Origin of the sequence: Brevibacillus sp. AF8, from assembly GCF_021270385.1 — a bacterium.
In the GTDB taxonomy this organism is placed as follows: domain Bacteria; phylum Bacillota; class Bacilli; order Brevibacillales; family Brevibacillaceae; genus Brevibacillus.
Genome location: NZ_JAGQDN010000004.1, coordinates 136,549 through 160,990, shown reverse-complemented (window position 1 = coordinate 160,990; position 24,442 = coordinate 136,549). Strand labels below are relative to the sequence as shown.

General features: G+C 47.2%; 24 protein-coding genes. 14 read left to right on the top strand and 10 right to left on the bottom strand.

Annotation, left to right across the window (positions count from 1 at the left end):
• Nucleotides 1-151: 151 nt before the first annotated feature.
• On the bottom strand, nt 152-820 hold the full coding sequence (locus KB186_RS08785) for a DUF5701 family protein (RefSeq protein WP_232773429.1): 669 nt from the start codon (nt 818-820) through the stop codon (nt 152-154).
• Nucleotides 821-981: 161 nt separating this feature from the next.
• Between KB186_RS08785 and KB186_RS08780 the strand changes: the two genes are divergently transcribed.
• Nucleotides 982-1,689 carry a MerR family DNA-binding transcriptional regulator gene (locus KB186_RS08780; protein ID WP_173608794.1) on the top strand — a complete coding sequence of 236 codons (708 nt, stop codon included), beginning with the start codon at nt 982-984 and terminating at the stop codon, nt 1,687-1,689.
• Nucleotides 1,690-1,745: 56 nt separating this feature from the next.
• Here KB186_RS08780 and KB186_RS08775 read toward each other — a convergent pair whose 3' ends face one another.
• The gene (locus tag KB186_RS08775) at nt 1,746-3,575 is read right to left on the bottom strand and encodes an adenine deaminase (RefSeq protein WP_221867603.1); all 1,830 of its coding nucleotides are present in this window, start codon (nt 3,573-3,575) and stop codon (nt 1,746-1,748) included.
• Between the two features lie 108 nt (nt 3,576-3,683).
• Here KB186_RS08775 and KB186_RS08770 point away from each other — a divergent pair, with 108 nt between their 5' ends.
• On the top strand, nt 3,684-4,025 hold the full coding sequence (locus KB186_RS08770; RefSeq protein WP_173608792.1) for a hypothetical protein: 342 nt from the start codon (nt 3,684-3,686) through the stop codon (nt 4,023-4,025).
• Between the two features lie 49 nt (nt 4,026-4,074).
• Here the strand turns inward: KB186_RS08770 and KB186_RS08765 are convergent, their stop codons facing one another.
• Nucleotides 4,075-5,445 carry an amino acid permease gene (locus KB186_RS08765; protein WP_173608791.1) on the bottom strand — a complete coding sequence of 457 codons (1,371 nt, stop codon included), beginning with the start codon at nt 5,443-5,445 and terminating at the stop codon, nt 4,075-4,077.
• A gap of 417 nt (nt 5,446-5,862) precedes the next feature.
• Here KB186_RS08765 and KB186_RS08760 point away from each other — a divergent pair, with 417 nt between their 5' ends.
• The 4 genes from KB186_RS08760 (at nt 5,863) to KB186_RS08745 (ending at nt 9,307) form a co-directional block, all read left to right on the top strand.
• Nucleotides 5,863-6,606 carry a metal ABC transporter ATP-binding protein gene (locus tag KB186_RS08760; protein WP_173608790.1) on the top strand — a complete coding sequence of 248 codons (744 nt, stop codon included), beginning with the start codon at nt 5,863-5,865 and terminating at the stop codon, nt 6,604-6,606.
• Nucleotides 6,606-7,466, top strand: a complete 861-nt coding sequence (locus KB186_RS08755) for a metal ABC transporter permease (RefSeq protein ID WP_173608789.1) — start codon at nt 6,606-6,608, stop codon at nt 7,464-7,466. The genes KB186_RS08760 and KB186_RS08755 overlap by 1 nt, the downstream gene beginning before the upstream one ends.
• A 15-nt stretch (nt 7,467-7,481) precedes the next feature.
• Nucleotides 7,482-8,426 (top strand): metal ABC transporter substrate-binding protein, encoded by a 945-nt coding sequence (locus KB186_RS08750; RefSeq protein WP_232773428.1) that lies wholly within the window; start codon nt 7,482-7,484, stop codon nt 8,424-8,426.
• A 161-nt stretch (nt 8,427-8,587) separates the two neighbouring features.
• On the top strand, nt 8,588-9,307 hold the full coding sequence (locus KB186_RS08745) for a YebC/PmpR family DNA-binding transcriptional regulator (protein WP_221867606.1): 720 nt from the start codon (nt 8,588-8,590) through the stop codon (nt 9,305-9,307).
• Nucleotides 9,308-10,110: 803 nt separating this feature from the next.
• On the opposite strand, the gene KB186_RS28425 is transcribed toward KB186_RS08745, so the two are convergent.
• Nucleotides 10,111-10,878, bottom strand: coding sequence for a carboxymuconolactone decarboxylase family protein (locus KB186_RS28425; RefSeq protein WP_173608786.1), 768 nt, complete (start codon nt 10,876-10,878; stop codon nt 10,111-10,113).
• Nucleotides 10,879-11,068: 190 nt separating this feature from the next.
• Here KB186_RS28425 and KB186_RS08730 point away from each other — a divergent pair, with 190 nt between their 5' ends.
• Complete coding sequence (locus KB186_RS08730) at nt 11,069-11,446, top strand: MerR family transcriptional regulator (protein ID WP_088906424.1); 378 nt, start codon at nt 11,069-11,071, stop codon at nt 11,444-11,446.
• A gap of 111 nt (nt 11,447-11,557) precedes the next feature.
• On the opposite strand, the gene KB186_RS08725 is transcribed toward KB186_RS08730, so the two are convergent.
• Both KB186_RS08725 and KB186_RS08720 read right to left on the bottom strand, forming a co-directional pair.
• Nucleotides 11,558-11,851 (bottom strand): ATP-binding protein, encoded by a 294-nt coding sequence (locus KB186_RS08725; RefSeq protein WP_304502614.1) that lies wholly within the window; start codon nt 11,849-11,851, stop codon nt 11,558-11,560.
• 845 nt (nt 11,852-12,696) lie between these two features.
• Nucleotides 12,697-13,635, bottom strand: coding sequence for an ABC transporter substrate-binding protein (locus KB186_RS08720; protein WP_232773427.1), 939 nt, complete (start codon nt 13,633-13,635; stop codon nt 12,697-12,699).
• A 217-nt stretch (nt 13,636-13,852) separates the two neighbouring features.
• On the opposite strand from KB186_RS08720, the gene KB186_RS08715 reads away from it, so the two are divergent.
• Nucleotides 13,853-14,395, top strand: a complete 543-nt coding sequence (locus KB186_RS08715; RefSeq protein ID WP_221867608.1) for an RNA polymerase sigma factor — start codon at nt 13,853-13,855, stop codon at nt 14,393-14,395.
• Nucleotides 14,379-15,761, top strand: coding sequence for a hypothetical protein (locus KB186_RS08710; RefSeq protein ID WP_173608783.1), 1,383 nt, complete (start codon nt 14,379-14,381; stop codon nt 15,759-15,761). The genes KB186_RS08715 and KB186_RS08710 overlap by 17 nt, the downstream gene beginning before the upstream one ends.
• A 58-nt stretch (nt 15,762-15,819) precedes the next feature.
• Here the strand turns inward: KB186_RS08710 and KB186_RS08705 are convergent, their stop codons facing one another.
• Complete coding sequence (locus KB186_RS08705; protein ID WP_232773426.1) at nt 15,820-16,302, bottom strand: GyrI-like domain-containing protein; 483 nt, start codon at nt 16,300-16,302, stop codon at nt 15,820-15,822.
• A gap of 232 nt (nt 16,303-16,534) precedes the next feature.
• On the opposite strand from KB186_RS08705, the gene KB186_RS08700 reads away from it, so the two are divergent.
• From KB186_RS08700 to KB186_RS08680, 5 genes are all read left to right on the top strand, one after another.
• Nucleotides 16,535-16,867: a PadR family transcriptional regulator gene (locus KB186_RS08700; protein ID WP_221867611.1), complete on the top strand. Its 333-nt coding sequence runs from the start codon at nt 16,535-16,537 to the stop codon at nt 16,865-16,867.
• Nucleotides 16,864-18,171, top strand: coding sequence for an FtsW/RodA/SpoVE family cell cycle protein (locus KB186_RS08695; protein WP_173608780.1), 1,308 nt, complete (start codon nt 16,864-16,866; stop codon nt 18,169-18,171). The genes KB186_RS08700 and KB186_RS08695 overlap by 4 nt, the downstream gene beginning before the upstream one ends.
• 80 nt (nt 18,172-18,251) lie before the next feature.
• Nucleotides 18,252-18,668 carry a VOC family protein gene (locus KB186_RS08690; RefSeq protein ID WP_232773425.1) on the top strand — a complete coding sequence of 139 codons (417 nt, stop codon included), beginning with the start codon at nt 18,252-18,254 and terminating at the stop codon, nt 18,666-18,668.
• Nucleotides 18,669-18,921: 253 nt separating this feature from the next.
• Nucleotides 18,922-20,652 carry an ABC transporter ATP-binding protein gene (locus tag KB186_RS08685; RefSeq protein WP_232773424.1) on the top strand — a complete coding sequence of 577 codons (1,731 nt, stop codon included), beginning with the start codon at nt 18,922-18,924 and terminating at the stop codon, nt 20,650-20,652.
• A 1-nt stretch (nt 20,653) separates the two neighbouring features.
• Nucleotides 20,654-22,498, top strand: coding sequence for an ABC transporter ATP-binding protein (locus KB186_RS08680; RefSeq protein WP_232773423.1), 1,845 nt, complete (start codon nt 20,654-20,656; stop codon nt 22,496-22,498).
• Nucleotides 22,499-22,553: 55 nt separating this feature from the next.
• Here KB186_RS08680 and KB186_RS08675 read toward each other — a convergent pair whose 3' ends face one another.
• The 3 genes from KB186_RS08675 to KB186_RS08665 all read right to left on the bottom strand — a co-directional run bounded on the left by KB186_RS08675 (nt 22,554) and on the right by KB186_RS08665 (nt 24,396).
• A complete protein-coding gene (locus KB186_RS08675; RefSeq protein ID WP_221867614.1) occupies nt 22,554-23,291 on the bottom strand; it encodes a class I SAM-dependent methyltransferase in 738 nt (245 codons plus the stop codon).
• Nucleotides 23,288-24,046 (bottom strand): MBL fold metallo-hydrolase, encoded by a 759-nt coding sequence (locus KB186_RS08670; RefSeq protein WP_232773422.1) that lies wholly within the window; start codon nt 24,044-24,046, stop codon nt 23,288-23,290. Before KB186_RS08670 ends, KB186_RS08675 begins: the two co-directional genes overlap by 4 nt.
• An 83-nt stretch (nt 24,047-24,129) precedes the next feature.
• Nucleotides 24,130-24,396: a CD3324 family protein gene (locus tag KB186_RS08665; protein ID WP_232773421.1), complete on the bottom strand. Its 267-nt coding sequence runs from the start codon at nt 24,394-24,396 to the stop codon at nt 24,130-24,132.
• Nucleotides 24,397-24,442: the final 46 nt, after the last annotated feature.

The window sequence follows — 24,442 nt, the reverse complement described above, 5'->3', positions numbered from 1 at the left end:
CTTTGAGTAGACAGTGTTAAAAGCCCGCCAAACTAACAGTGGGTGGTACACTCTCCTTGGAGGGGATTTTACTATGGCTAAAAAAAGGTCAAACATTCAAAACCAGTGTGCCCCGGTCGAATACCGAAACACACTGGCTACTTAGAATTTTCTAGTTGTGTTTACTTGACAGGGGTAAGACCACCTCAAGTTTTTTTTCACCCAAACGAGCTTTGCAGGAAGCCGAACCAAGCCACGTATGTGGATTGCCAGCCCAGCACCAGCCTAGCTTTGGCTTGTTTTCGCTGATCCACATGGCCGTTACTCGTCGATCGCCACAACGAGAGCCGAGTAGAGAAAAGCCGTTGTTTTTCTTTACCAGATCCGGGAAGTGGGTGATCAGGGCAATTCCTTCCTCCAGCGTGAGCGGAGAACGCTGCTGCTCCAAGAGGATGGGCATCGCGTCATTCGGAGTGATGTTCAGCGTTTCTTTTCCCGTATCAATTCCGGTCATCAGGTAAGCCATTCCTGTAGGAATCTCGATGTCTTCGATGGGTGTAAATCGCCGGATTTCTTCTGCATCCATGACACTGAAGCCAGCTTTCTTTTTCCGCTCGATGGCTTGCATCGCTTTTTCTCCGTCGAACCATTCGCCTTTTACCACGAGAACAAAGGGGACGACGCCCGCTTGCAGGTCGTCTTCTTGAATGGTGAGAGCTTCTGCCAGTGGTTGCAGCGGGGTCAGATTTTCCCGAAATTCATCTGCTGTCATGCCCGCCATTTCAGGATAGCCCTTATGAATGAGTGTTGTCAGTTGCCGTTCGAATTCAGCTTTGTGCATAAGTTAATGCGCCTCCTTCCACTTGTCACATTCATCTTACAACATTCGCGCTAATTGAAAGGTTTCTCCAAAAGAAAAGGAATGAAGCTGATTTGGGTTGAAGTAACTTTACAAATAAGCTTTAATCTTTGTGGAAGAAAATCGGAAGGAGGCTGGCTGCCGTGCGCCCCATTGATATTGCACGTAAGCTGAAACTGAGTACGAGCGCCTTGCGCAATTATGAAGCACATGGGCTGGTTCCACCTGTAGAACGGTCAGTGAGCGGCTACCGGAAGTATACGGAGGAACACGTCGCTTATTTTACCTGTATCCAAGCCATGTCCCCAGGCTTTGGAATGGATGTGACGGCGCAGGTCATGCGATTGATTCAGGATAGACAGTTGCAGGCTGCTCTATGGCTTGTGAATGAGGTACAGGCTAACTTGCAGAGGGACAAACAGTTAGCGGAACGAAACGTGGCGATGCTTGAAGACGGTCCAGCTGGAAAGGGTGAGGAAGCTGGAAACGGCGAATGGATGACGATTGGGGAGGTAGCAACCATGACTTCTCTGCCGAGCTCAACCATCCGCCACTGGGAAAAGGTTGGACTTATTACGACTTCCCGCGATGAGAAAAATGGCTACCGTCTCTTCAATCGCTCGCAAATCCGCAAAATCATGCTGCTACGCACGCTGCGACCTGCTGTCTATTCCTTATCGGTTGTGGAGCTGAAGGAAGCTATCGCGAACATGAATGAAGAGGATGTAAAAGAGGCGCGAAACATCGCTTTGGAAACGCTGCGCTATCTGGATCAGATGAATCTCGTACAAACGCGTGGGGTTTTCTATTTCTATCAATTATGCAAAGTGGTTCAGTTGGTCGAAGAATAGGGTAGCGAAAAGAGAAAACCCTCTTCTGCACATTCGCAAAAGAGGGGATGTCATCGTTATTCCACAAACAGTGATACTCGCTCAAATCCTGCATCTGAAATGCGAATCAAGCCTGTATCGGATATGTGCAAAGTCGGTATGACGACCAGAGCAAGCAAAGACAATGTCATAAAGGCGTAGTTCATCGTGCAGCCAGCTTTCACCAAGGCTTGGCTAATCTCCATGGATTGCTGCACAACTGTTTCATAAGGCTCGGTCGACATCAGTCCAGCTAAACGCAGCGGAAGCTCCACCATTTCGCCGTCTCCAGTCACGACAGCGATGCCGCCTTGCATGCTGATCACAGCATTGGCTACTTGTGCCATCCGCTCATCATCGTTTCCGATGACAAGCACGTTATGGCAGTCATGGGCGACAGTCATGGCAATCGCTGCTGGCTGGTTAAATCCGACATTGCCGACAATCCCGATGCCAGAGCCGCCTGTTTTCCCATGGCGTTCGAAAACAGCCATTTTGCACAAGGTACTCTCGGGCGTGATCTGGAGCTCGCCATTTGCGACAGCCACATCGACAAATACTTCGTCCGTCTCTACATGATTTTCGCGGACAACTGCGACGCGTGTCTTGATCGTCCCGGACGGAACGGGGGTCTTGATGATGAAGTCAGATGGAGTGAGCTCAGCCTTGATTTTCACAGAGTTGATGGCAAACTCAGGGTAAGGGAACGGAGAAAGTTCGAGCGTCATTTCACCGTTTTCCGCCACTACGTCACCGCGTGCGATCGTCGTCACGACATTTACATCAGCCAGATTCCCGTCGAGCAAAATGATATCGGCGATGATACCCGGTGCGATCGAGCCTACATCTCGTGCGACACCGAATCGTTCTGCTGTATTGATGGTCGCCATCTGAAAGGCAGTCACAGGCTTGACTCCTTGCGAGATCGCATGTCTGACGATGAAGTTCATATGACCTTCTTCTTTCAACGAATCACAGATGCGGTCATCGGACACGAGCATCATCCGGCGGGAGTCAATGCCCTGTTCGGTGTGTGCCTTGATCGTTGCTGCAACATCGTGCCAGGCTGAGCCGCGGCGCATTTTGGCATACATGCCAAGGCGTACCCGCTGTGCGACATCTTCGCTGGTCACACACTCATGGTCGCCGGTTACACCCGCAGCTGCATAAGCAGCCAGACGTGGATCACTTGACGGCCATGTATAGTGACCATCCACTACTTTTCCTGCCCGCAGTGTCGCTTGAATCTCTCCAATCATTTTCGGGTCTCCGTACACGACCCCAGGGAAATTCATGACTTCTCCGAGCGCGATCATATCGGGTCCCCAGCTCAATGCTTCCGCGACTTCCGCTGGTCCGAATTCTGCCCCAGCCGTTTCAAAAGAAGCATCCGTTGAAGGGACGCAGGAAGCGACCTGCATGTAAGCAGCCATCGGGGTTTGTCTCGCCTCATCCAGCATGATCCGCAAACCAGGTAAACCGAGAACATTCGAGATCTCATGTGCGTCGAAAAAACCGCCTGTCGTTCCGAGGGGCAGTACCGCATTGGCGAATTGCGTCACGGACAGCATGCTGCTTTCGATATGACAGTGCCCGTCCAACAGTCCTGGTGCCATATACTTTCCTTTTGCATCGATGGTCCTGGTGGATTCATCCGTCATCCCTTCTACAAAAGGACCGACATAGGCGATACGTGTGCCAACAACAGCGATGGACATATTCGGCAAGATTTCACCGGAGAGAACATTGACGAGAGTGCCGTTATGGATGAAGAGGGTCGCTTTTTTCTCCCCTCTGGAAAAGGCAACGAGATCAGGAATGCAATCTGCGAGTGGAGGTCTTGCAAAGGACGGATGCTGCTGTGTCATGTTTACTATCACCTCATGCTGGATTTGGTTTTTTACATATAGTACACATCGAAGAGGAAGGAAGCTAGTTTTCTTTTAGAAAAAATTTAAAAAAAGAGGGTGTAGTGGATGACGAGAGTAAAAGTCATAAACATAAAAATATCGTCCTACATCAAGCTGTGTGCGGGAGCCGGGGTTTCGATCGGGGTTTTGGATGGTGCCTTTCGTTTCCTATTTTTACTTGTAATGGGGCAGTTTGGCGCTTCGGAAGCTTTGATTTTCAGTATGCAGGTCAAGGGATGGACAGCGGGAATCTTGCATGTGCTTTCTGTACCGCTGCTGTATGGATTAGGCGCAGTCCTATTTGGCTTTGTCTCCTATTTTCCGTTTATGTACTACCTAAAGTGCAAGAAGGGTATTGTGATCGAAGGGGTATTTGAAGGGGAGCAGCGCGAGGAGATACCAAAATAAAGCACCTCCCGTTTTCACCGTTGTTGAAAGTGAAAACAGGAGGCGCTGCTTAGTGTTCGGCTACCTCTATTTCATTTGTTCTCGTTTTCCGCAGTTTGTAGATCACGACGAGCAGAATAAACCATACAGGTGTGATAAACAAGGCGACTCGTGTATCTTCCGCGAGTGCAAGGACGACCAGGATGAAGGCAAGGAATGCCAGGATCAGGTAATTGGCAAAAGGATAGAGCGGCATTTTAAATGGGTTCGCTTTTGCTAATTCTGGTCTCGTTTTGCGATATTTCAAATGACAGATGACCGTGATTCCCCAAATAAAGATAAAGCAAACGGTCGACACACTAGTAATCAGAGTAAATACGCCCTCTGGCATGACGTAGTTCAATACGACTGCGATTAGAATGACAACTGTCGAAAAGAGTAGTGCATTTGCCGGGACCTTGTTGGCAGTCAGTTTGGTAAGGGGCACAGGTGCATTCTTTTCTTTGGCAAGGGAGTAAACCATCCGGCTTGTACTGAAAATGGCGCTATTACATGCGGAAGCGGCGGATGTCAGTACGACAAAGTTGACGATACCGGCAGCGGCTGCAATGCCAATCGCTGCGAAGACCTGCACGAATGGACTCTCCAACGGGTTGATCGCGTTCCAAGGATAAATGCTCATGATGACGATGAGTGCGCCAACGTAGAAAATCAAAATTCGAATCGGAATTTGGTTAATCGCCTTTGGAATGACGCGTTTTGGGTCTTCTGTTTCACCGGCCGTCAGACCGACGAGCTCGATCCCAACAAATGCGAATACGACCATCTGGAATGAGAGAAGGAACCCATTGAAGCCGTTCGGGAACATACCGCCATGACTCCAGAGATTCGTAAAGGTGGACGCACCTGCATTCGTAGAAAAACCTTTGATGATCATGAAAATGCCGACAAAAATCAGGGCGAGAATCGCGATGACCTTAACGAGCGCGAACCAAAATTCCATTTCTCCAAAAAGCTTCACCGTAGCCAGGTTCATGATTAACAAAATCACGAGGGCGATTAAGCCTGGCATCCACTGCGGTATTTCCGGAAACCAAAATTGCGTGTACAGACCAACCGCTGTCAGGTCGGCCATGGCGATGGAAATCCAGCAAAACCAGTAAGTCCAGCCCGTGACAAATGCGGCCATATTCCCCAAATAGTCTTTGACGAAATCCACGAAAGAATGGTAGTTCAAATTGCTCAAGAGGAGCTCACCGAGGGAGCGCATGATTAAAAAGCAGATGACGCCCGTAATCAAGTAAGCAAATAAGATGGATGGGCCGGCTAAATGAATCGATTTTCCTGCGCCCAAAAATAATCCTGTTCCGATTGCTCCACCGATCGCGATGAGTTGTACGTGTCTGTTTTTTAGACCTCTCTCCAATTTTTGATCCTGCATACGATCCACCTCTCTCTATTTTTAGTTAGTTTTCAATTTTTAGATTTTTATCAAACAGATAATCTTCATATTAACATAACTATAGCGATTTAACATATGTTTATTTATTTTTATAGAAAAAAAGCTTTTGGATATGAACGGAATAGGAACATCCTGGAAGTGCTGACTCTTTTAAACATAGGCTGCACTTTTTTTGTATTTCAGAAAAAAGAATATATTGACATGAGAATGGAAATCATTTAATTTTGCGTTAGGGCAACTTTTTTATACGAATGCATATTAGTTTGTTTAGGTTAATATTATTGGTACAAGACTACATTGTTGTGTGTAGGCATATGTACATGTGGGATTTACCCGTTTCACCATCGGTTTTTGGGCGGGATCATATAACGGGCTATTATTTGGAGGGAAAAAATCATGGAATCTGCTATCGCGGTAAGGGGCTTGCATGTCTCCTACTTTGGGAACGAAGTTGTTCGGGATGTTTCTTTTGATGTTGAAGTAGGGAGCATGGTTGGAATCATCGGTCCAAACGGGGCAGGGAAGTCAACCCTGATCAAAGCGCTCTTGGAACTCATTCCGAGAGATAAGGGGAATGTGCGGATTTTTGGGAAAGAGACAAATGAATTCCGGAAGAAAATCGCCTATGTACCACAGCGGAGCATAATTGATTGGACGTTTCCGATCACCGTCATGGATACAGTGCTGATCGGGACATACCCAAGTGTTGGACTGTTTAAATTTCCGAAGAAAAAGGAAAAAGCGTGGGCGTTGGAATGCCTGAGAAAAGTAGGGCTGGAGGATTTCCGCGACAGGCAGATTGGGGAGCTCTCCGGCGGGCAGCAACAGCGTGTCTTCCTGGCAAGGGCACTTGCGCAAAAACCAGAGCTGCTGCTTCTGGACGAGCCGTTTGTGGGAATTGATGTGGCGAGCGAGGATACCATCATTCGCATTTTGAAAGAGCTGCAATTTCAGGACAAAACAATCGTCGTCGTCCATCATGACTTGTCCAAAGCATATGCGTATTTTGATCAACTCCTTTTAATGAACAAAGAATTGATCAAGTTCGGTACGGTCGATGAAGTGCTGAATCGAGAAGTCATGTCGAGAGCATATTCCTATCAACTCCCATTTCTCGAAAAGACCGAGGTGCTTGCATAATGGATTTCTTGATGGCAATTGGACAGTATGAGTTTTTGCAAAAAGCAATGTTTACATCTGTAGTGGTTGGGTTAATCTGCGGCGTCATCGGTAGCTTTATCATCTTGCGTGGAATGTCCTTGATGGGGGATGCCATCTCGCACGCTGTATTACCTGGGGTGGCACTCTCCTATGCTTTTGGGATCAATTTCTTCGTGGGCGCTGTTTTAACAGGTGTGCTCACCGCTGTTGGAATTGGCTACGTGAGCCAAAATAGCCGCATCAAGAACGACACGGCGATTGGGATTATGTTCACGTCCGCCTTTGCAATCGGAATCATCATGGTTACGATGCTGAAGAGCAGTACGGATCTCTATCACATTTTGTTCGGGAATGTATTGGCTGTGCGTTCGTCAGACATGTGGGTGACAGTCGGTATCGGGGTTATCGTCATCGTGACAGTCTACGCTTTTTTCAAAGAACTGTTACTGACTTCGTTCGATCCGACCATTGCTGCCGCCTACGGCTTGCGTAACAACCTCATTCATTACTTGCTGATGACCTTGTTGACGATGGTAACTGTCGCTTCCTTGCAAACTGTAGGAATCGTGCTCGTCGTCGCCATGCTGATTACACCGGCTGCTACTGCTTATCTTTTGACGGACCGTTTGTCGATCATGATCTTTTTGGCTGGCGGTTTTGGGATGTTGTCTTCGGTTATCGGCCTTTATTTTAGCTTTACCTATAATTTGGCCTCTGGTGCCACAATTGTCGTGGTTGCAACTGTGCTCTTCTTCCTGGCCTTTCTTTTCTCCCGAAAACACGGGGTAGTATGGAAATCAATCCGAGCCCGGCAAAAACGGGTCGAGCTCTTAAAGTAAAGGAGAATTATTGTTATGAAGAAGTGGAATCTGTTTTTCGTTTTTCTACTATCAACCGTATTGATGGCAGCGTGTGGTGCTCCGCAAAGTGCGAACGAGCCCACGAAATCAGATAGTGATAAGCTGCGGGTCGTAACCACGTATTCCATCCTGTATGACATCGTGAAAAACGTTGGGGGGGATCGGGTAGAGATCCATAGTCTCGCTCCAATTGGCTCCAATCCGCATGAATATGATCCACTGCCTGCTGACGTGCAAAAAACGACGGATGCAGACGCTGTTTTTTACAATGGACTGAACTTGGAAGCCGGTAACTCCTGGTTCGATAAACTGATGACCACAGCAGGCAAATCAGGTCCGGATGCACCTGTGTTCCGTCTCAGTGAGGGCGTAGCTGCCAAGCACTTGACGACGAAAGGCAAAGAGAGCGAAGAAGACCCGCACGCTTGGCTGGATGTACGCAATGGCATCAAGTATGCGGAGAATGCAAAAAATGCCTTGATCAAGGTGGACCCAGCGCACAAGGAAACGTATGAGCAAAACGCCAAGAAGTACATCGAACAGTTGACTGCACTGCACGAGGAAGCGGTGAAGCAATACAACCAGATTCCGAAAGAACAGCGTTTGCTTGTGACGAGCGAGGGAGCGTTCAAATATTTCAGCGAAGCGTACGATTTTGAAGCGGCGTACATTTGGGAAATCAACTCGGAGAATCAAGGAACACCAGAGCAGGTTACGCAGGTGGTCGATACGATTCGTGCGAAAAAAATCCCGGCTCTGTTCGTAGAGACGAGTATCGATCCGCGTAGCATGGAGATGGTATCGAATGAAACGGGTGTACCGATTGTCGGGAAAGTATTTACGGACTCTCTCGGAAAGCCGGGAGAAGATGGTGATACGTACATCAAAATGATGGAGTGGAATATCAAGACGATTTACGAAGGATTGACCAAAAAATAAGCCTGGCAAAAGCAAAGCACAGCTCTCCTAATCAGGGGCTGTGCTTTTAAATTCTTCCACTGCTTAACATCTTTCGTCAGATTGAGGTATAATAGGCTAGTGTGTAAAAGGAATCCGGAGTATTCATATTTTAATCTGTCATATTGAAAGAGAGTGGGATTATGGGTCGTAAGTGGAACAATATTAAAGAAAAGAAAGCTTCTAAAGACGCGAGCACCAGTCGTATTTACGCGAAGTTCGGGAAGGAAATTTACGTAGCGGCAAAGCAAGGCGAGCCGGACCCAGAGTCCAACCGTGCTCTGAAGGTCGTCCTGGAGCGTGCCAAAACGTACAGCGTACCGAAAGCGATTATCGACCGCGCGATTGATAAAGCAAAAGGCGGCTCTGATGAAACGTTTAGCGAGCTGCGCTATGAAGGCTTTGGGCCAAACGGTTCCATGATCATCGTGGATGCACTGACCAACAACGTAAACCGCACAGCTCCTGAAGTGCGTGCCGCTTTCAACAAAAACGGCGGTAACATGGGCGTATCCGGTTCGGTTGCTTATATGTTTGACCCAACAGCGGTATTTGGTATGGAAGGCAAATCCTCTGATGAGGTGCTGGAAATCTTGATGGAAGCAGACGTAGACGTCCGCGACATTTTGGAAGAAGACGGTGCTGTCATCGTTTACGCAGATGCCGAACAGTTCCACGCTGTACAAGAAGCACTTAAAAACGGCGGCGTCACAGAGTTTACCGTAGCTGAACTGACCATGCTGCCACAAAACGAAGTAACGCTGACAGAAGATGTACAAGCTCAGTTCGAAAAGCTGATCGATGCTTTGGAAGACTTGGACGATGTGCAGCAGGTGTACCATAACGTTGATTTAGGTGAATAATTTTTTCGATGGGGGAAGACCTTTGTTTTAGGACAGAGGTCTTTTTTATGTTGCTTTGGTGAAGAGAAGAATATTTCCAGTCTAGGCTCCAGGCTCCGTCCCGCTGGGGGCTGGGGCTGTCCGCTCCGAAGGGATTTGCGGGGAAACGCAAAAGTGGTAGCCGCTTCGTAGCGTGGGCACGTTGCGTTTCTGTTGCCCGCAAATCCCTTCTCCGCTCGGTAGGACTCCACAAGTCGCTACGTCTGGAAATATTTTTCTCTGTCGTAACAGATTACATTCTCCCATCTTTTAAGGCTTTTAAAACCCGTCTAACACGGAATGCTCGTAGAGGAAACAGGAGAAAAAAGCAAAACACGCCCTTAAGCGTCCACCTCTGAAAAAACATCCTGAAAGGACCACTTTGGACGCGGTTTCGCTTTTTGCATAGTTATTGAGATTAATAAATAGAGTGTTTAAAGAAATAGTGAAATAATACGGGATTCTGAAGGTTCTGATAGGATTGTGAAATATGAGGGGAGTTCATATTGGAATTTAATATGACTTGGAAGGTTCTCTGGGTGTTTTAGTGATGTAGATATAGCGGAGGTGGTTTACACCATTTTTGTGTTAGTTGGATTAAGCAAGATAAAGGGTATGCACATCCATCACCTAAGAGTAATTTTCGACAATCACTGATTCCAACATATAGGAAAAATGATGAATGTACACTGAAAAAAGTAGTAAAATTTATCTAATTAAAAAGACCGGAAAAACTCTGTGAGTGAAGTCCGGTCTTTTTATCAACTTGCCCTATCGGTGAATAACTATGTTAAAAATATCTTTTTGGCAACATTTATAGCATTCAAGACTTTAGGAAATCCCGTGTATGGGTAGCATTGCAGTAATGCCTCAATCACTTCTTGTCTCGTTAGACCTACACGAATGGAGGCATTGAGATGAACGTGCAACTGTGGCTCGCATCCACCTTGAGCAGTTAAGGCTCCTAATGTGACGAGTTGGCGCTGTTTAGGGTTTAGTCCTGAGCGGCTGTAGATTTCACCAAACGCAAATTCAATGATTTGTTCAGCTAATACAGGGGCAATCTCGGCAAGTGAATCGGCAACCGCCTCACCATGTTTGCCGTCGATTTCTTGAAGTTTTGCTATGCCTCTTTCCCGTCGTTCCCCTACAGAATGTAGTAGTTCGTCCTCGATGTTTACTTCGATATTTTGTTCTGCAAAAAGTTGTTTCGCAACGGTAATGGCATTTAAAGCACGAGGAGCGCCGCAAAACGGAATACAATGGGTAGCAATTTCAATAATTTCGTTCGGCGTAATTCCAACTTTCAAACCGAAGTTCATGTGCCATTTGAGTTGATTTGGAGTATCACCTAACGATATTAACGCAGAGATCACGATTATTTCTCTTTGTTCATAGGTGAGTACGGGATTATTGAAAACTTGCCCAAAAAATTCAATAATGTACCGACTTATGTGGGGAGATACATCGCTTAAAGCATGAATAACCGCTTGGATTCCTGATTCATCAGTTTCTTGAAAAAGTTTTTTTCCATTTTCATAGTTTGAGTTCATCGCTTAATTGCCTCCAGTTTTGAGGTTTTCTATTTCCCGGTACTTCTAATGTAGTTTATTATTGCTGCTCGAAGTCAAATATAGGTTTTTACAATAGAATTTGCTATTAGTGTAGAGGTTACTAAAGCATTTTTCTATTTTTTTGATCTACATTTCGTTATAGTAACTATAACGAAAGGGGACGGATCGGATGTCATTTTCAATGAAATATGTAGTTGATAACTTACATGTGTCTGCAAATACACTCAGATTTTATGAAACGGAAGGGTTGTTAAGAAATATTTCTCGAGATTCAAATGGTCGTAGAATATATAATGATGAAGATTTGAGATGGATCAACTTTATCCGATCTCTGCGGTTGACAGGAATGCCTATTTCTAAAATAAAAGAATATATCGATCTTTATGAATTAGGCGATGAAACATTCCTGCAAAGAAAAGAAATGATGATGCAGCATAAATTAGAAGTGCAGAATAAAATCAATGAAAACCTAAAACATTTAGAAGTAATAAGTTATAAGGTTGCGATGTACGAACTTCAAGAAAGGAAAGACACGCAGAAAATTTAGTATACTGGACTGTAAGATAAAAGCTCGGCTGTATGCCGAGCTTTTCCAATGATTACACAGTTGTTTCAACATGGTTGTTTGTTACACGTTCCCACGCCATATGCTTTTTAGTCAGTCCAGCTGAACATAAAACGTCGTCTTATCGTTCGGCACACTCTTCGCATAGATCTTGCCCGCATGTTCGGCGGGGATGCCCGGACCAGTATTGGTCACCGATAGCTGGATATGGCCCTGATGCTTTTTAAGCGTTAGGTGGATTGAGCCCTTTGGATTGGCATACTTGATCGCGTTGTCCAGCAGGATCATAAAGACCTGCTCCATTTGCTCGCTGCAGCCGGTGACGGTGAGGCCGGGTTCGATGTCGTAGTCTAGCGCGAGATCCTTCTCGAAGATGACGGCTTCCATTGTGAGAATAACGCTCTCGACAGCTTCGCTCAAGTTGAACGGAACGTGAAGCGTCCGCGACCTTGTGCCGTCCAACTCGGTGAGATACAGCAGATCGTTCGTGAGCGTTTCTGTTGAAAGTTCCTGAAACGGTGAGTATCGGAACAAAATCGAATCTCAGGTGCTATTTTCCAGAGGATCGTTTGAATTTTTGACCTGTTGAAGTGCCAGGTTTGCGTTTCTGTTGCCCGCAAATCCCTTCTCCGCTTGGTAGGACTCCACAAGTCGCTACGTCTGGAAATATTCTTCTCTGTCGTAACAGATTACATTCTCCCATCTTTTAAGGCTTTTAAAACCCGACTAACACGGAAAGCTCGCAGAGGAAACAGGAGAAATAAGCGAGGATCTTTGGGACACCGACCGAGGCGCAAAGAAAAAAAGGGAAACAAGCTCTTAGCGTCCACCTCTGAGAGACCTCCTGAATGTACGACTTTGGACGCGGGTTTCGCTTTTTTTCATGGAGCCGGGCAGTGAATCCAACAGGAGGTGGCCCTAGAATCTGAGCGTTTTCTCCTGTTTCCTCCCCACCCCTACCGCCCGATAAACGCACTTTAAAAGAAATAAAACCGCCTCCATAAAGGAGACGGCATATATCGAGCTCGTTAGTTTTGAGGTGTTACCGATCATCACGTGCGACGCATCTACCTCCAATATGAAGTTAGAAGCTTAAAGCAGTGTACGGTTTCCCTTACTCACTAGGTGATCGTGTAAATCATCCATGGCACATCGCCTCCGTAAAGGACTACAGCCTGATTGAAAACACACCACCGAGCTCGATGAGTATAGTATGAGCAAAGCCCATCTTTTTATTCACTCATCTTTAGCATCTGTTTTCGAATTGCATTTAAAAACGATTGGTTGCTGTAGGCTGTGCCACCAGCCAATCCTGGTTCAACGGCATTCACGTACATTTGACCCGTTTTGACTGCGCTTAGATTTTTCCATGCAGGCTGCTCTTGCAACTGCTTGAAAGCGGGCTGGTCCTCTTTGTTGACCATCACAAACAAGTAGTTAGGATTTTCTTTTGCCAAAGCATCCATAGGGAGCGCTGTACGCTCCTGCATATTCGCGACGACATCAGGGACAGGCAGGGCCAAGTCCGTATATAACAGGTAATTGTACCGTTCATCCTTTGGATACGCGTAGAAGGAGCCTTCTTGGAACCATAGCGTCAGCACTTTCTTTTCTGGGAGTTCGGCGAGCTTGTCGCGGAGTTCCTGTGTGTTTTGCTTCACTTTTCCTATAAAGGTATCCAAATTGTCGTCTCTTCCACGAACATCAGCAAGCAGACGCAAGTTATCTTGCCAATCAGCTCCGTTGGTAGAGACGGGAATGACGGATGCAGCGGTTTGTAATTTGGCCAAGTCTTCCTTGGAGGTCTTGTCGGTTGTCATGATGACGTCAGGATCGAGGGCAACCAGCTCATTTAAGTTATCTACTATATGATAAGGGAGATGCTTGGCATTTCTGATCATAGCTTGATATTCCGCCGGAAACTTTCCGTTTTTATCCACCGTAGCTGCGACGGGCGGGACTCCCAGCAAGAAAGAATCTTCATAGGAAGCAGGGAAGCCAACGAAAACAATTTCTTTGGTTCTGGCTGGAATTGTATAAGTGTTGCCTAGGTAATTGATCGATCTGGTCGGTTTCGATGCCGCAGAATCGCCCGTTTGTCCACCATTGCCGCAAGCTGCCAGGACGAGGAGCAAAGCGGCAAGCGGGATAGCTAGTAGCCGTTTATACATACAGGTCACTCCGTTCTTACTTCTGTGTTATCAGGAGAGTAGCAGGACTCATGTAAATTATAGGCTACCCGATCCATCCGTCGCTGTTGCATTCCTGAACATTTTCAAACATTCTGCTGTAACCTTTTTCCTGCTCAAGACACTAATGGGTATCCAAGAAAATTTTCGCATAGGAAAGTAGTCGATCAGCCGACAGCAAGAGAATGGAGGAGCTTCTTTGTATGAAGAAATGAAACATCAGGTCATGACCATCTATGAGCGGCATTATCACGATGTGTATCAATTTTTGCTGTACTTTGCCGGCAGTCAGAATGATGCGGAAGATTTGACACAGGAGGTATTTTTGCGAGTGATTCGCTCGCTTGAACGATTTGAAGAGCGATCTGACGTGAAGACATGGCTGTTTGCGATCGCGAAGCATACAGCGATGAATTACTATCGAAAACGCAAGTGGCAAAAGCTGTTGTCAGGGGACTGGCTGGCTGTTGTGATGCCAGCCTCGGAAGGGAATCCGGCACAGGAAGCGGAAAGCCGGGAGGACGAACAGGAATTGATCGATGCGATCAAGGGACTACCACCGCATCACCGCATGGTTGTCATTCTGCGAGGCATTAAAGAGTACAGCGTCAAAGAGACTGCTGAAATACTAGGTTGTTCTGAATCAAACGTGAAAACGACAATGCACCGGGCACTGAAGCTGCTGCATGGCAAACTTTCGCATACGAAGAAGGGGGAATTGTACAGTGGATTGGCAAAATGAACGAGATATGCTGGAACGGTTAGTGACTCTGCAAAAAAGTACACCCCCACGTAAGGAGTTTGTAGAGAGTTTACGTACAGTGCTGGAACAAGAAGTAATTCGGGTCGGCAAGGGGAGACGGCTGTTCATGAATCCGCTGACAGTAGGGTTGACAGCAGTGGTGATCGCTTCTGGATTCGGCCTGTATATCATGGCTGGGATGGGGCAAAACGAAAGCGTGAACCCTCAAGTGACGGCAACCAGTAGTCCGCAGCTTCCCGCCCATCCTGTATACGAGCAGGCGAAGAAGCTGCTACAAGAATTGGCAGGGCGAGATGCAAGTCAATATGCGGTAAACGGCATGCTGTCCAATACAGAAACAGGTCATGTCGTGATGAACAAGACGGTTAACAACATTCCGGTTCTTGACGACCAATACACGTTTACAATAGACAAGGCGGGCAGGCATCATAAAAAAGTGGTACAGACAAACGATACGACAGGCATGGTCTTTCCAGATCCCAACAAGGCAATGCCAGTAAAAAAGGCAGAACAAATTTTTGGGCAAAGCGCCCGGCTGCTCTATTCAGAGTGGGAATGGCGATTGCAATATGAGTTTCCTTTTTCAGGTGACATTGATGCCATTACAGGAGAAATTTACCCCACAGAACGCTATCATCCCGATTACAGTCTAGTAGATATGCCGCCAATTCCTGTGAAACCGGGAGGCATAAAGCTGGTAGCTCCCAACATCGAAGAAGCAGATAGACTTTTTCGGGAGTGGGGATTTGAGCCTCCGTTTTCCTTCGTTATTCAAGAAGGCTCAGGCGTACATACGTACAAAATGGAAACCCGAACCAAACAGAAAATAGAACTGGACGTAGTAACAGATACAGGAAAAATTCTGAACTATCGGTATGAAAAGGTCCATGAGAAAAAGGAAAAGCTCCCTCATCCAAAGCTGGAAAACGTACAAGAAGCAGCAAAGCAATTTCAGAAATACCTTCCGTTAGACACCAAAGAACTGTTACTTGGTTCTGCCACTAGAAAAGGCAACATCGAAACCTATCAATTCTTCAAGTCCCATCAGGGAGTACCGATTATGGGGGGGTATACGGTTCATTTTGATGTGGACAGAAAACAGGTGATCGGGGTCGATCCTACGTATACCATGGAGTCTAAGCAGCTTCCTGACAAAAGCAAGGCAATGTCACGGGAAGACGCGACTAGCGTATACGTCACCCATCGCCCGCTCCGATTGGTCTACAAGTTGATGGAGAATCCAACTACAGGAAAATTAGAACCCCGTCTCGTCTATCATATTTATTATCACGACACACCGCTCTATATGGTTGATGCGCTGACAGGGGAGTGGGTGCGTAGTTAATAACATCGAAACAACAGAAAAACCAGGGAGGAGATTCCCTGGTTTTTCGCTATGTCGCTTATTTGAAAAGCGGAACATAAATATCAATCTCATTATCTTCTTGCTCTGGCTTGTAGCGCTCGTCCCAGCACTCAAAATCAAATCCGGCATACTCATATCCCGATTCAGAGAGCCAGAACCCGTAAAGAAAACCATACGTCTCGCCCAAGTTTGTCTCAGGTCCCTTGTGTGTTACTTTTGCAAATGTCCCCGCGGGAATCGTGTGACTGACCATCCCTTCAGGAATATCGGCCAGGCTGGAAACTTCGAGTCCAATAATTGTGGTAAAGGGATCTACCGCCGCATCGAAGTCAGCTTTGTCAGGATAGATTTGAATCAGATATTCGGCCTCACCAACCTGATGGTGAATCTCGCTTTTTCTAGCTCGCAAAGCTTCCGTTGTAGTAGCGGAGAGCTTTTTGCCCAAGTCTTCTGTCACATTCGCCGTAAAAGTGATACCAATTACGTGTGTTTCCTCGCGGGAGAGAATAGTTGGCTCCACGAAATAACGTCCCTTCATTTAGTAGAATAGGGAAAAGGCTAATCCAGCAGCTATTTCAGCTCTCGGGCAAAAGGGTCTTTTTTCTTTCGTTTTTTATCTGTAGACGGTAGACGTACCGTGAAAGCTGATGTTACACATGTGTTGATCTTACAAGATTTGGGTGATAGAATCATATACATAGATTTATGATGTATTGTTTATCTAGGTATTTGCGGTTAAATCGGGAGGCACTATGAAAATCAACAAGGAGCTTTTAAAGGGCAGTACCGTGATCCTGATCTTGACGATGCTGGATCGAAAGGAAATGTACGGGTACGAAATCGCGAAAGCCATCGAGAAGGAGTCAAATGGTCTGTTTACGCTAAAAGAAGGGACGTTGTATCCGATCTTGCATGCACTCGAAGCGGAGCGTTATGTGGAGGCGTATTGGGATGAGAAGGATGGGAGGAAGCGTAAATACTATCGGATTACGGCAGAAGGTTGCGGGCAATTGAAGGAGAAAAAGCACGAGTGGCATACGTTCCGCGATGGGATTGATCGGGTGCTGGGAGAGGGAAGAGCATGAAGCAGACGAATACACATCCATTGATTGCAGACTATCTCGATCAAGTATGTCGCCATGTGCGGGCAACGGAAATGCATCGCAGAATTCGGGATGAGCTGGAAAGTCACTTGCTAGATTTGATGGATGAGCAGATGGACGAGGGGTTGGGAGAGGAAGAAGCGGTAAGGCAAGCCATTTTGCAAATGGGGGATTCTGCTGCGGTTGGGAAGCAGCTGCATCGGATTTATAAGCCCAAAGTGGAGTGGAGGCTTCTAGTGTATGTGGTGGCTTTCCTGGCTGTAGGGTTGTTTACGATGTATGGCATGCAGGTCAGTTTTATCGAGTTTAAACTGGACAGTTACTGGTTCTATGCCTTATTTGGTATCGGGGTGATGCTCGCTGTTACTTTTACGGATTATCGCAAGCTTTTGCGGTACTCGTTGCATTTGTACATGCTGACTGTGGGCGTGTTTTTTCTCATTCTTGCGTACGGCTATACAATGAATGGAAAAACATATATGTACCTTGGTGGCTCGATTAGGATCGATTTTGTGGCAATGTCCATGTATTTGTTTCTCATAAGCGTTGCGGGTATGCTTCTTACCAGGACGTGGCGATTTCGGAGCACGGCTTCCAAGCTGACCGTATTTGTTTTGCTGCCAGCTTGCCTCTTTGTTATGGCTGGATCGATTATGGAACTCATGCTGTACCTATTTGGATTCATGATACTCATGATGTATACGAAAACCGTCCGGAAAGAAAAACTCTATCTAATGATTGTGTCTGCTATTGTTTGGACAGCTGCCTGTTTATTGGATAGATACACGCTAGGAAGGGTGCAGGGCTGGGTACAACCGACCCAAGATCCGCTCGGAAAGGGATATGAATATCTAGAGGCGATGGAAGCAATTCGCTCGGCAGGTTTTTGGGGAAGGGGCTCCAATGCTCCATTACCGAGAATGCCTTATTTAGACTCCGATTTCAAATTTACTTACTTAATCCATAGTTATGGCTGGATTGCGGGCATTTTGATCTTGTTAGCCATTGTTCTGTTTATAATAAGACTGGCTCGGGTAGTCAAGGAAGTGGACGAGCCGTATGGGAAGCATCTCATTGTCAGTATCGTTCCTTTATTCTCTCTGTTCTTCGTTTGGCCACTGCTGATGTCAACCGGCATGCTGCCAATCGTGAATATTGAGATTCCTTTTCTCAGCTATGGCAACATAGGGACTGCTTTGGCTCATTTCGCTGTCTTAGGTCTCGTTCTGAGCGTCCATCGGCATAGAAGCTCAATTGGAAAGCCACATACTTACATGGCAAAATAGCAATCGATGAGAAGCCTCGGGTAATCGGAAATGCTAGGATATAGACATCAAGGAAAAACAAACCCGAGGAGGAATCACACATGGCATTGCAATCCAAACAAATTTTCGTTAATTTACCCGTGAAGGACCTCAACAAATCAATCGACTTTTTTACGGCGATCGGGTATGAATTTAACCCGCAATTTACGGATCAAAATGCAGCATGCATGGTGATCGGCGAAAACATTTTTGCCATGCTGCTCGTTGAAGAGTTTTTCCAAACGTTTACGAAAAAAGAGCTGACGGATGCAACCAGAAGTACCGAGGTCATTGTCGCGTTGTCTGCGGACAGTAGAGCGCAGGTCGATGAGATCGTAAACAAAGCACTTGCTGCGGGTGCAACTCCATCGAAAGACCCGGTTGACCATGGCTTCATGTACGGCTGGAGCTTTCAAGATTTGGACGGCCATCTGTGGGAGTTCTTGCATATGGATCAAAGCGCTGTTCCACAGGAATAAAAGACGGAGTAAACGAACTGAGGGCAAAAAGCATGGGATCGAAAAAAGATTCCAGCTTTTTGCCCTTTTTGTCCATTCAATACTGGCACATCCCAAGTGGATTCCCGTCCGGGGTCAAAAAACGTCAGCACTATAAACCCCTTCCATGCCTTTTAACAGTGATTGAGCTACACACTTTCATTTTGACAATCACTCGTGACATTTCGCTAGCTAAGCGTTATCTTGTACGTAAGAACACAGATGGGGTGAACGGATGCGCTTCTACACAGCCTATATAAAAAAATACGGCGTAGTCGCTGGGATTTCCATGTTTTTCTTAGCTTTGGAGGCGGTATGTGATCTTTTGCAGCCGACGATCCTGTCGCACATTATCGATACGGGTGTAGCAAACCGGGATATGGATTACGTGCTCAAGACCGGTGGGCTGATGCTGCTCGTTACGGCGCTGGGGGCAATTGCGGCATCGATCCGTAATGTGCTGGCTTCATACGTCTCGCAAAACTTTGGTGCGCAGCTGCGCGCAGATTTGTTTTCCAAAGTGCAGTCCTTATCCTTTGAAAACTTGAACAAATTCGACAGAGCCTCGCTCGTGACACGTCTGACCAATGACGTCAATCAAGTACAAATGTTTGTAAACGGAATGATGCGAATCTTCGTCAAAGCGCCGTTGATGTGCATTGGCGGGTTGTTTATGGCAACCCAATTGAACGCGGATTTGGCGGTGATTCTCGCCATTGTCGTGCCCATTGTGGGATTGTTTATTTTCTTGAATATGAAAATCGGTTTCCCGTTCTTCCTGAAGGTACAGCAAGCGCTCGACCGAGTGAATGGTGCGATGCGTGAGTATTTATCTGGGGTACGAGTCGTTAAGGCATTCAATCGCTTTAATTTTGAGCGTGGCAAATTTACACGGGCAAACGAAGAGCTGCAATCCAAATCGGTCTCGGCTACGCGGGTAATGTCCATTTTCAGTCCAGCGATCATGCTGACGATGAACCTCGGAATTGTCGCGGTCCTCTGGCTTGGGGGGCTTGGCGTAGAACAAGGAAGCATCGAAGTCGGACATATCATCGCATTTACGAACTACATGACGCAAATCCTGTTTTCACTCATGATGATTTCCTTGGTATTTAACATGTTTGTGCGGGCTAAAGCATCAGCGGGACGCATCGGAGAAGTATTTGCTGAGGAAAACCAAATGAGCTGGAAAGAAGAACAACCTCAGGAGCTTCCAGGCAAAAAGGGACGCATCGACTTCGAGGAGGTCAGCTTCTCGTATGATGGAGAGGGTGGCCAGCCGGTACTCAAGCAGATTTCATTTACTTGTCTGCCGGGGGAGACCGTCGGGATTATCGGGTCGACAGGCGCTGGAAAAAGCAGTCTGGTTGGCTTGATTCCACGGTTTTATGACGTAACGGAAGGCACGATTATGGTAGATGGCATCGATGTACGCGACATCGAACCGAAGCGATTGCGAGAAAAAATGGCGATTGTCCCGCAAAAAACCATGCTGTTTACAGGCACGGTGATGGAAAATATTCGTTGGGGCAAGGCAGAGGCTACCCACGAGGAAGTCGAGCAAGCGGCACGCATGGCACAGGCTCACGAGTTCATCTCCGCCACTCCTGAAGGCTATGAAACACGCGTAGGGCAGGGAGGAGTCAACTTTTCTGGAGGGCAAAAGCAGCGCATTTCCATCGCCAGAGCCTTGGTGAAAAAGCCGGAAATCCTCATTCTCGACGATAGTACGAGTGCGGTAGATGTGGCGACAGAAGGGAAGATTAAGGATGCGCTTCGAGCCTATGCGGCTGGCCTCACCTGCATCCTGATTGCCCAGCGGATTACGTCTGTCATGGATGCGGATAAAATCATTGTACTCGACAATGGAGAAGTTGCTGGCATCGGTACGCATGACGAATTGATGGTCTCTTGCCACGTATATCAGGAAATCTTTCAGTCACAAATCGGCCGGGAGGTGAAGTAAGGTGGGTCAACAGAAGCAACAACAACCTGTCTTTTCACCGAGACCTGGTCGAGGCTTTGGACATGGTGCTGCCAGAGGACCAGTGAGTAAGCCCAAAAATTTTTCAGGTACACTAAAAAGGCTCTGGCAAGCTTTTGGCAAAGAAAAAAAGCTGCTGCCGATTGTATTCGGCATTGTTTTTGTCGATGCACTACTCATGCTGTCTGCGCCTTATTTGATTGGTAAGTCGATTGATGCGATGACAGGTGGCGAGGAAGCTCTTAGCTTTTTGTCTATCATCATTCTTGCGTTGCTCGGCTCGTACATCTTGGATGGGGCACTGACGTTTTTGCAAAGCTGGTTGATGGCAGGCATCTCGCAACGGATCGTCACGAATCTAAGGCAAACCCTTTTTGACAAGCTGCAAAAGTTGCCGATTGCTTATTTCGACGCTCGCACGCACGGCGAGTTGATGAGCAGGCTCACGAATGATATCGACAACGTCAGCAACTCCATTTCCCAATCCACAACGCAATTGATGTCAGGAGGGATCGTGCTCCTCGGTTCGCTGGTGATGATGCTCGTCTTGTCTCCGATCCTGACACTCGCATGCCTGATCACGGTGCCACTCGTGTTCCTGCTCACACGCACGATTGCCAAACGAACGAGCGTACTGTTCAAAAATCAGCAGATGGAGCTAGGCAAGCTTAACGGACACATTGAAGAGACGATTTCAGGCATACAGGTAGTGCAGGCCTTCAATTATGAGCAAAAAGCCATTGAGGACTTTACGACGATCAATGAACGGCTCTGCAAGGTCGGGATGAAGGCACAGGTATGGACGGGCTTTCTCATGCCGATCATGAACGTGATTAACAACCTCGGCTTTGCCATGGTGGCGATTGTCGGAGGCGTTCTCGCTGTCAAAGGATTGATCACAGTAGGTGTGATTGCGAGTTTTCTCAGTTATTCCCGCCAGTTTGTCCGTCCGCTGAATGACCTCGCGAATATTTTCAATGTGCTTCAATCCGGTGTTGCTGGGGCGGAGCGGGTGTTTGAGGTATTGGATGAACAAGAGGAGCCAGTGGATTCTCCGGGTGCCACTGTGCTCGCACAGCCGAAGGGTCACGTTGTTTTCGATCAGGTCAGCTTTGGCTATCGTCCCGATCAACTGATTTTGAAAAATATCAGCTTCGAGGCACAGGCAGGGAGCACCATCGCGCTAGTCGGACCGACGGGTGCAGGCAAAACCACTATCGTGAATTTGCTCACGCGGTTTTATGATGTGACCTCGGGTACGATTTATTTGGACGGAAAAGACATTCGAGAGTATTCGCGGGACAGCTTGCGGCGCAGCTTTGGCTTTGTTTTGCAGGATACGTACTTGTTTTCTGGTACCATCAAGGAAAATATTATGTACGGCAAGCCGGATGCGACAGATACGGAGGTAGTAGCCGCTGCGAAAATGGCAAATGCAGATGTGTTCATCAATCGGCTTCCGATGCGTTATGATACGATGCTGACGGAAAATGGGGGCAACCTGAGTCAGGGACAACGCCAGCTTTTGGCGATTGCCCGCGTCATACTCGCCAAGCCCTCGCTGCTCATACTCGACGAGGCGACAAGCAGTATCGACACACGGACAGAGCTGAATATCCAGGATGCGCTCCTCACCATTATGGAGGGACGTACGAGCTTTGTGATTGCACACAGGCTTAATACCATTCGGGATGCCGACACGATTATGGTCGTGGATCGGGGAGAGATCGTGGAAAAAGGCAGTCACGACGAACTTATCGAACAAAAAGGTACCTACTATCAATTGTTTTACAACCAGTTTAAAAATCTGGAGGCTGCTGGGGAATAACAGAGCACCCCGTCCAAACACGGAAATGACGTGGAGGACGGGGGCTTTTTAATAGTTAGGATGCTGGTTTGCTGGCAGCGATCAACAAGAAGATCGGCCGACGGATTTCGTCTCGCATCCCGGGTATATCCAGCATTTCTTCAGGAGGGCCAGGTTCGGCGACTTTTGTTAGGTGAAATCCGGCAGCAAGGAGGTCGTTCATATAGCTCGAAAACGTTCGGTGATACTTGACAACTTCATGATCCAGAAAGCTGGTATGCCGGATGCCTTCCTGCTGATAGTTGTCCACTGGCCAGTGCAAGCGTTCGCCTTGGGGGCCGTAATGCCAGTCCTGTTCAGCCAGAGCAGTGAAGACGGGATGCTCCACGGAGAAAACGAAGGAACCTCCAGGAGCAAGACAGTGATAAACACGTTGGCAAAGCAAGTCAAAGCGCTCCACATAATGAATGGCCAAGGAGCTGATGACGACGTTGAATTGCTCTGGAGCAAAATCAATGTCTTCAATCGGAAGACGCAGATACTCAATGGCGGGATCTGTTGTCGTCTCTTTGGCACGAGCCAGCATTTTTTCGGAAAGGTCCACACCTATAACGGAGCGGGCCTGCTGCTCGCGCGCATAACGGCAGTGCCAGCCGAAGCCACAGCCTAAATCGAGTACTTTTTTCCCGCGAAGGGAAGGCAGTAGCTCCCGAAAAGCGTGCCATTCTCCTGCGGCGTTCAGTCCCTCAACCGAACGGGCCATTTGACTGTAAGTGGTGAAAAAAGTTGACTCATCGTATTTGTTCTGTTTCATCCGTTCAAAACCTCCGGCGTCGGGTCGTAGGCTTGGATTAAATCTCGAAGTGCTTGCTTGACGTCCCCCTGGAACAATCCACCATGATAGCAAATCAACTGCTCGATGTCATAATCGAGCAAGCGGCGGACAGAGCGAATCGCTTCCTGCATATCCAGCGTATAGGACGGATTGGCGATTTCGAGTCTACTGTTTTCGATTACAACAGCATCACCGGCAATCAGCGTTTTGCTTGCGATCACATACAACGAAATATGTCCCGGCATATGTCCAGGTGTGTGAATGATCTCGATGCCGCCGCACCAAGGCAGGCGTTCGCCATTCGTTACGGTTCGATCAACCGCTGTGGGCTCGATGGACTGTAAAAAGCGAATAAATTCATGAGCGTTCTGCTTTTCATCCAACGACAGATGCTCCAGTGTTGCTTGCGCCTGTTCCAATCGCAAAGATGTCTTTTGTCCGGCGATGTATGGTGCTTCTCCTTCGTAGGCGATGATTTCGAGGTGCGGATAGGTTCTTTTTAACGCTGCCAAAGAACCGATGTGATCCATATCGTGATGCGTCACAATGACCTTCGTAAGGTCATCGAGCGTAAGCTGTTGCTTGTGTGCGGCCTCCAGAAGCAGAGGCAAAAAGTCCGGATACCCACAGTCTACAAGAATCAGTTCATGCTCATCCTGCAACAGCACCGGGGTAATGACCTGTGCAGATCCATTGTACATAAACGAAATGTCGAGAAAGTGAATCTGGTTCATACGTTGTCCCTCCTGACTGACTGATCTTAAAAAGGAGTGTAACGCAAGAGTAGAGCAGACACACGGTCGACTTTTTCTCTGTCTCATTTATGTCCACGAATAATCCGCCGAATACTGTGTTCGGTCAAGTAATGCTTCTGGGCAAGCATTTTGACAGAAGCCCCTTCGTGATAGGCCTGCCAAATAGCCTGATTGCGCTCGCTTAGCCATTGCTTTGTGTCTGTGGAGGCGCCCCATTGTCGTTTGTTTTCGTGGTGGATGGGGATATACAAGTAACTTCCTTGTATATAATGCTGAATTTGCCGCAGCAGATCGTCTGGCAAAAGGTCTTGTGCATTTTTGTATTTCATGTGCTTTGCTCCTGTCTATATAGCGTGATGTGCGTATATAGATGAG

Excerpts from the sequence above, each read along its gene's own strand:
- KB186_RS08785 (WP_232773429.1), bottom strand. The coding sequence starts at position 820 with ATGCACAAAGCTGAATTCGAACGGCAACTGACAACACTCATTCATAAG.
- KB186_RS08775 (WP_221867603.1), bottom strand. The coding sequence starts at position 3,575 with ATGACACAGCAGCATCCGTCCTTTGCAAGACCTCCACTCGCAGATTGC.
- KB186_RS08770 (WP_173608792.1), top strand. The coding sequence starts at position 3,684 with ATGACGAGAGTAAAAGTCATAAACATAAAAATATCGTCCTACATCAAG.
- KB186_RS08765 (WP_173608791.1), bottom strand. The coding sequence starts at position 5,445 with ATGCAGGATCAAAAATTGGAGAGAGGTCTAAAAAACAGACACGTACAA.
- KB186_RS08760 (WP_173608790.1), top strand. The coding sequence starts at position 5,863 with ATGGAATCTGCTATCGCGGTAAGGGGCTTGCATGTCTCCTACTTTGGG.
- KB186_RS08755 (WP_173608789.1), top strand. The coding sequence starts at position 6,606 with ATGGATTTCTTGATGGCAATTGGACAGTATGAGTTTTTGCAAAAAGCA.
- KB186_RS08750 (WP_232773428.1), top strand. The coding sequence starts at position 7,482 with ATGAAGAAGTGGAATCTGTTTTTCGTTTTTCTACTATCAACCGTATTG.
- KB186_RS08745 (WP_221867606.1), top strand. The coding sequence starts at position 8,588 with ATGGGTCGTAAGTGGAACAATATTAAAGAAAAGAAAGCTTCTAAAGAC.
- KB186_RS28425 (WP_173608786.1), bottom strand. The coding sequence starts at position 10,878 with ATGAACTCAAACTATGAAAATGGAAAAAAACTTTTTCAAGAAACTGAT.
- KB186_RS08730 (WP_088906424.1), top strand. The coding sequence starts at position 11,069 with ATGTCATTTTCAATGAAATATGTAGTTGATAACTTACATGTGTCTGCA.
- KB186_RS08725 (WP_304502614.1), bottom strand. The coding sequence starts at position 11,851 with ATGGAAGCCGTCATCTTCGAGAAGGATCTCGCGCTAGACTACGACATC.
- KB186_RS08720 (WP_232773427.1), bottom strand. The coding sequence starts at position 13,635 with ATGTATAAACGGCTACTAGCTATCCCGCTTGCCGCTTTGCTCCTCGTC.
- KB186_RS08700 (WP_221867611.1), top strand. The coding sequence starts at position 16,535 with ATGAAAATCAACAAGGAGCTTTTAAAGGGCAGTACCGTGATCCTGATC.
- KB186_RS08695 (WP_173608780.1), top strand. The coding sequence starts at position 16,864 with ATGAAGCAGACGAATACACATCCATTGATTGCAGACTATCTCGATCAA.
- KB186_RS08690 (WP_232773425.1), top strand. The coding sequence starts at position 18,252 with ATGGCATTGCAATCCAAACAAATTTTCGTTAATTTACCCGTGAAGGAC.
- KB186_RS08685 (WP_232773424.1), top strand. The coding sequence starts at position 18,922 with ATGCGCTTCTACACAGCCTATATAAAAAAATACGGCGTAGTCGCTGGG.
- KB186_RS08675 (WP_221867614.1), bottom strand. The coding sequence starts at position 23,291 with ATGAAACAGAACAAATACGATGAGTCAACTTTTTTCACCACTTACAGT.
- KB186_RS08670 (WP_232773422.1), bottom strand. The coding sequence starts at position 24,046 with ATGAACCAGATTCACTTTCTCGACATTTCGTTTATGTACAATGGATCT.
- KB186_RS08665 (WP_232773421.1), bottom strand. The coding sequence starts at position 24,396 with ATGAAATACAAAAATGCACAAGACCTTTTGCCAGACGATCTGCTGCGG.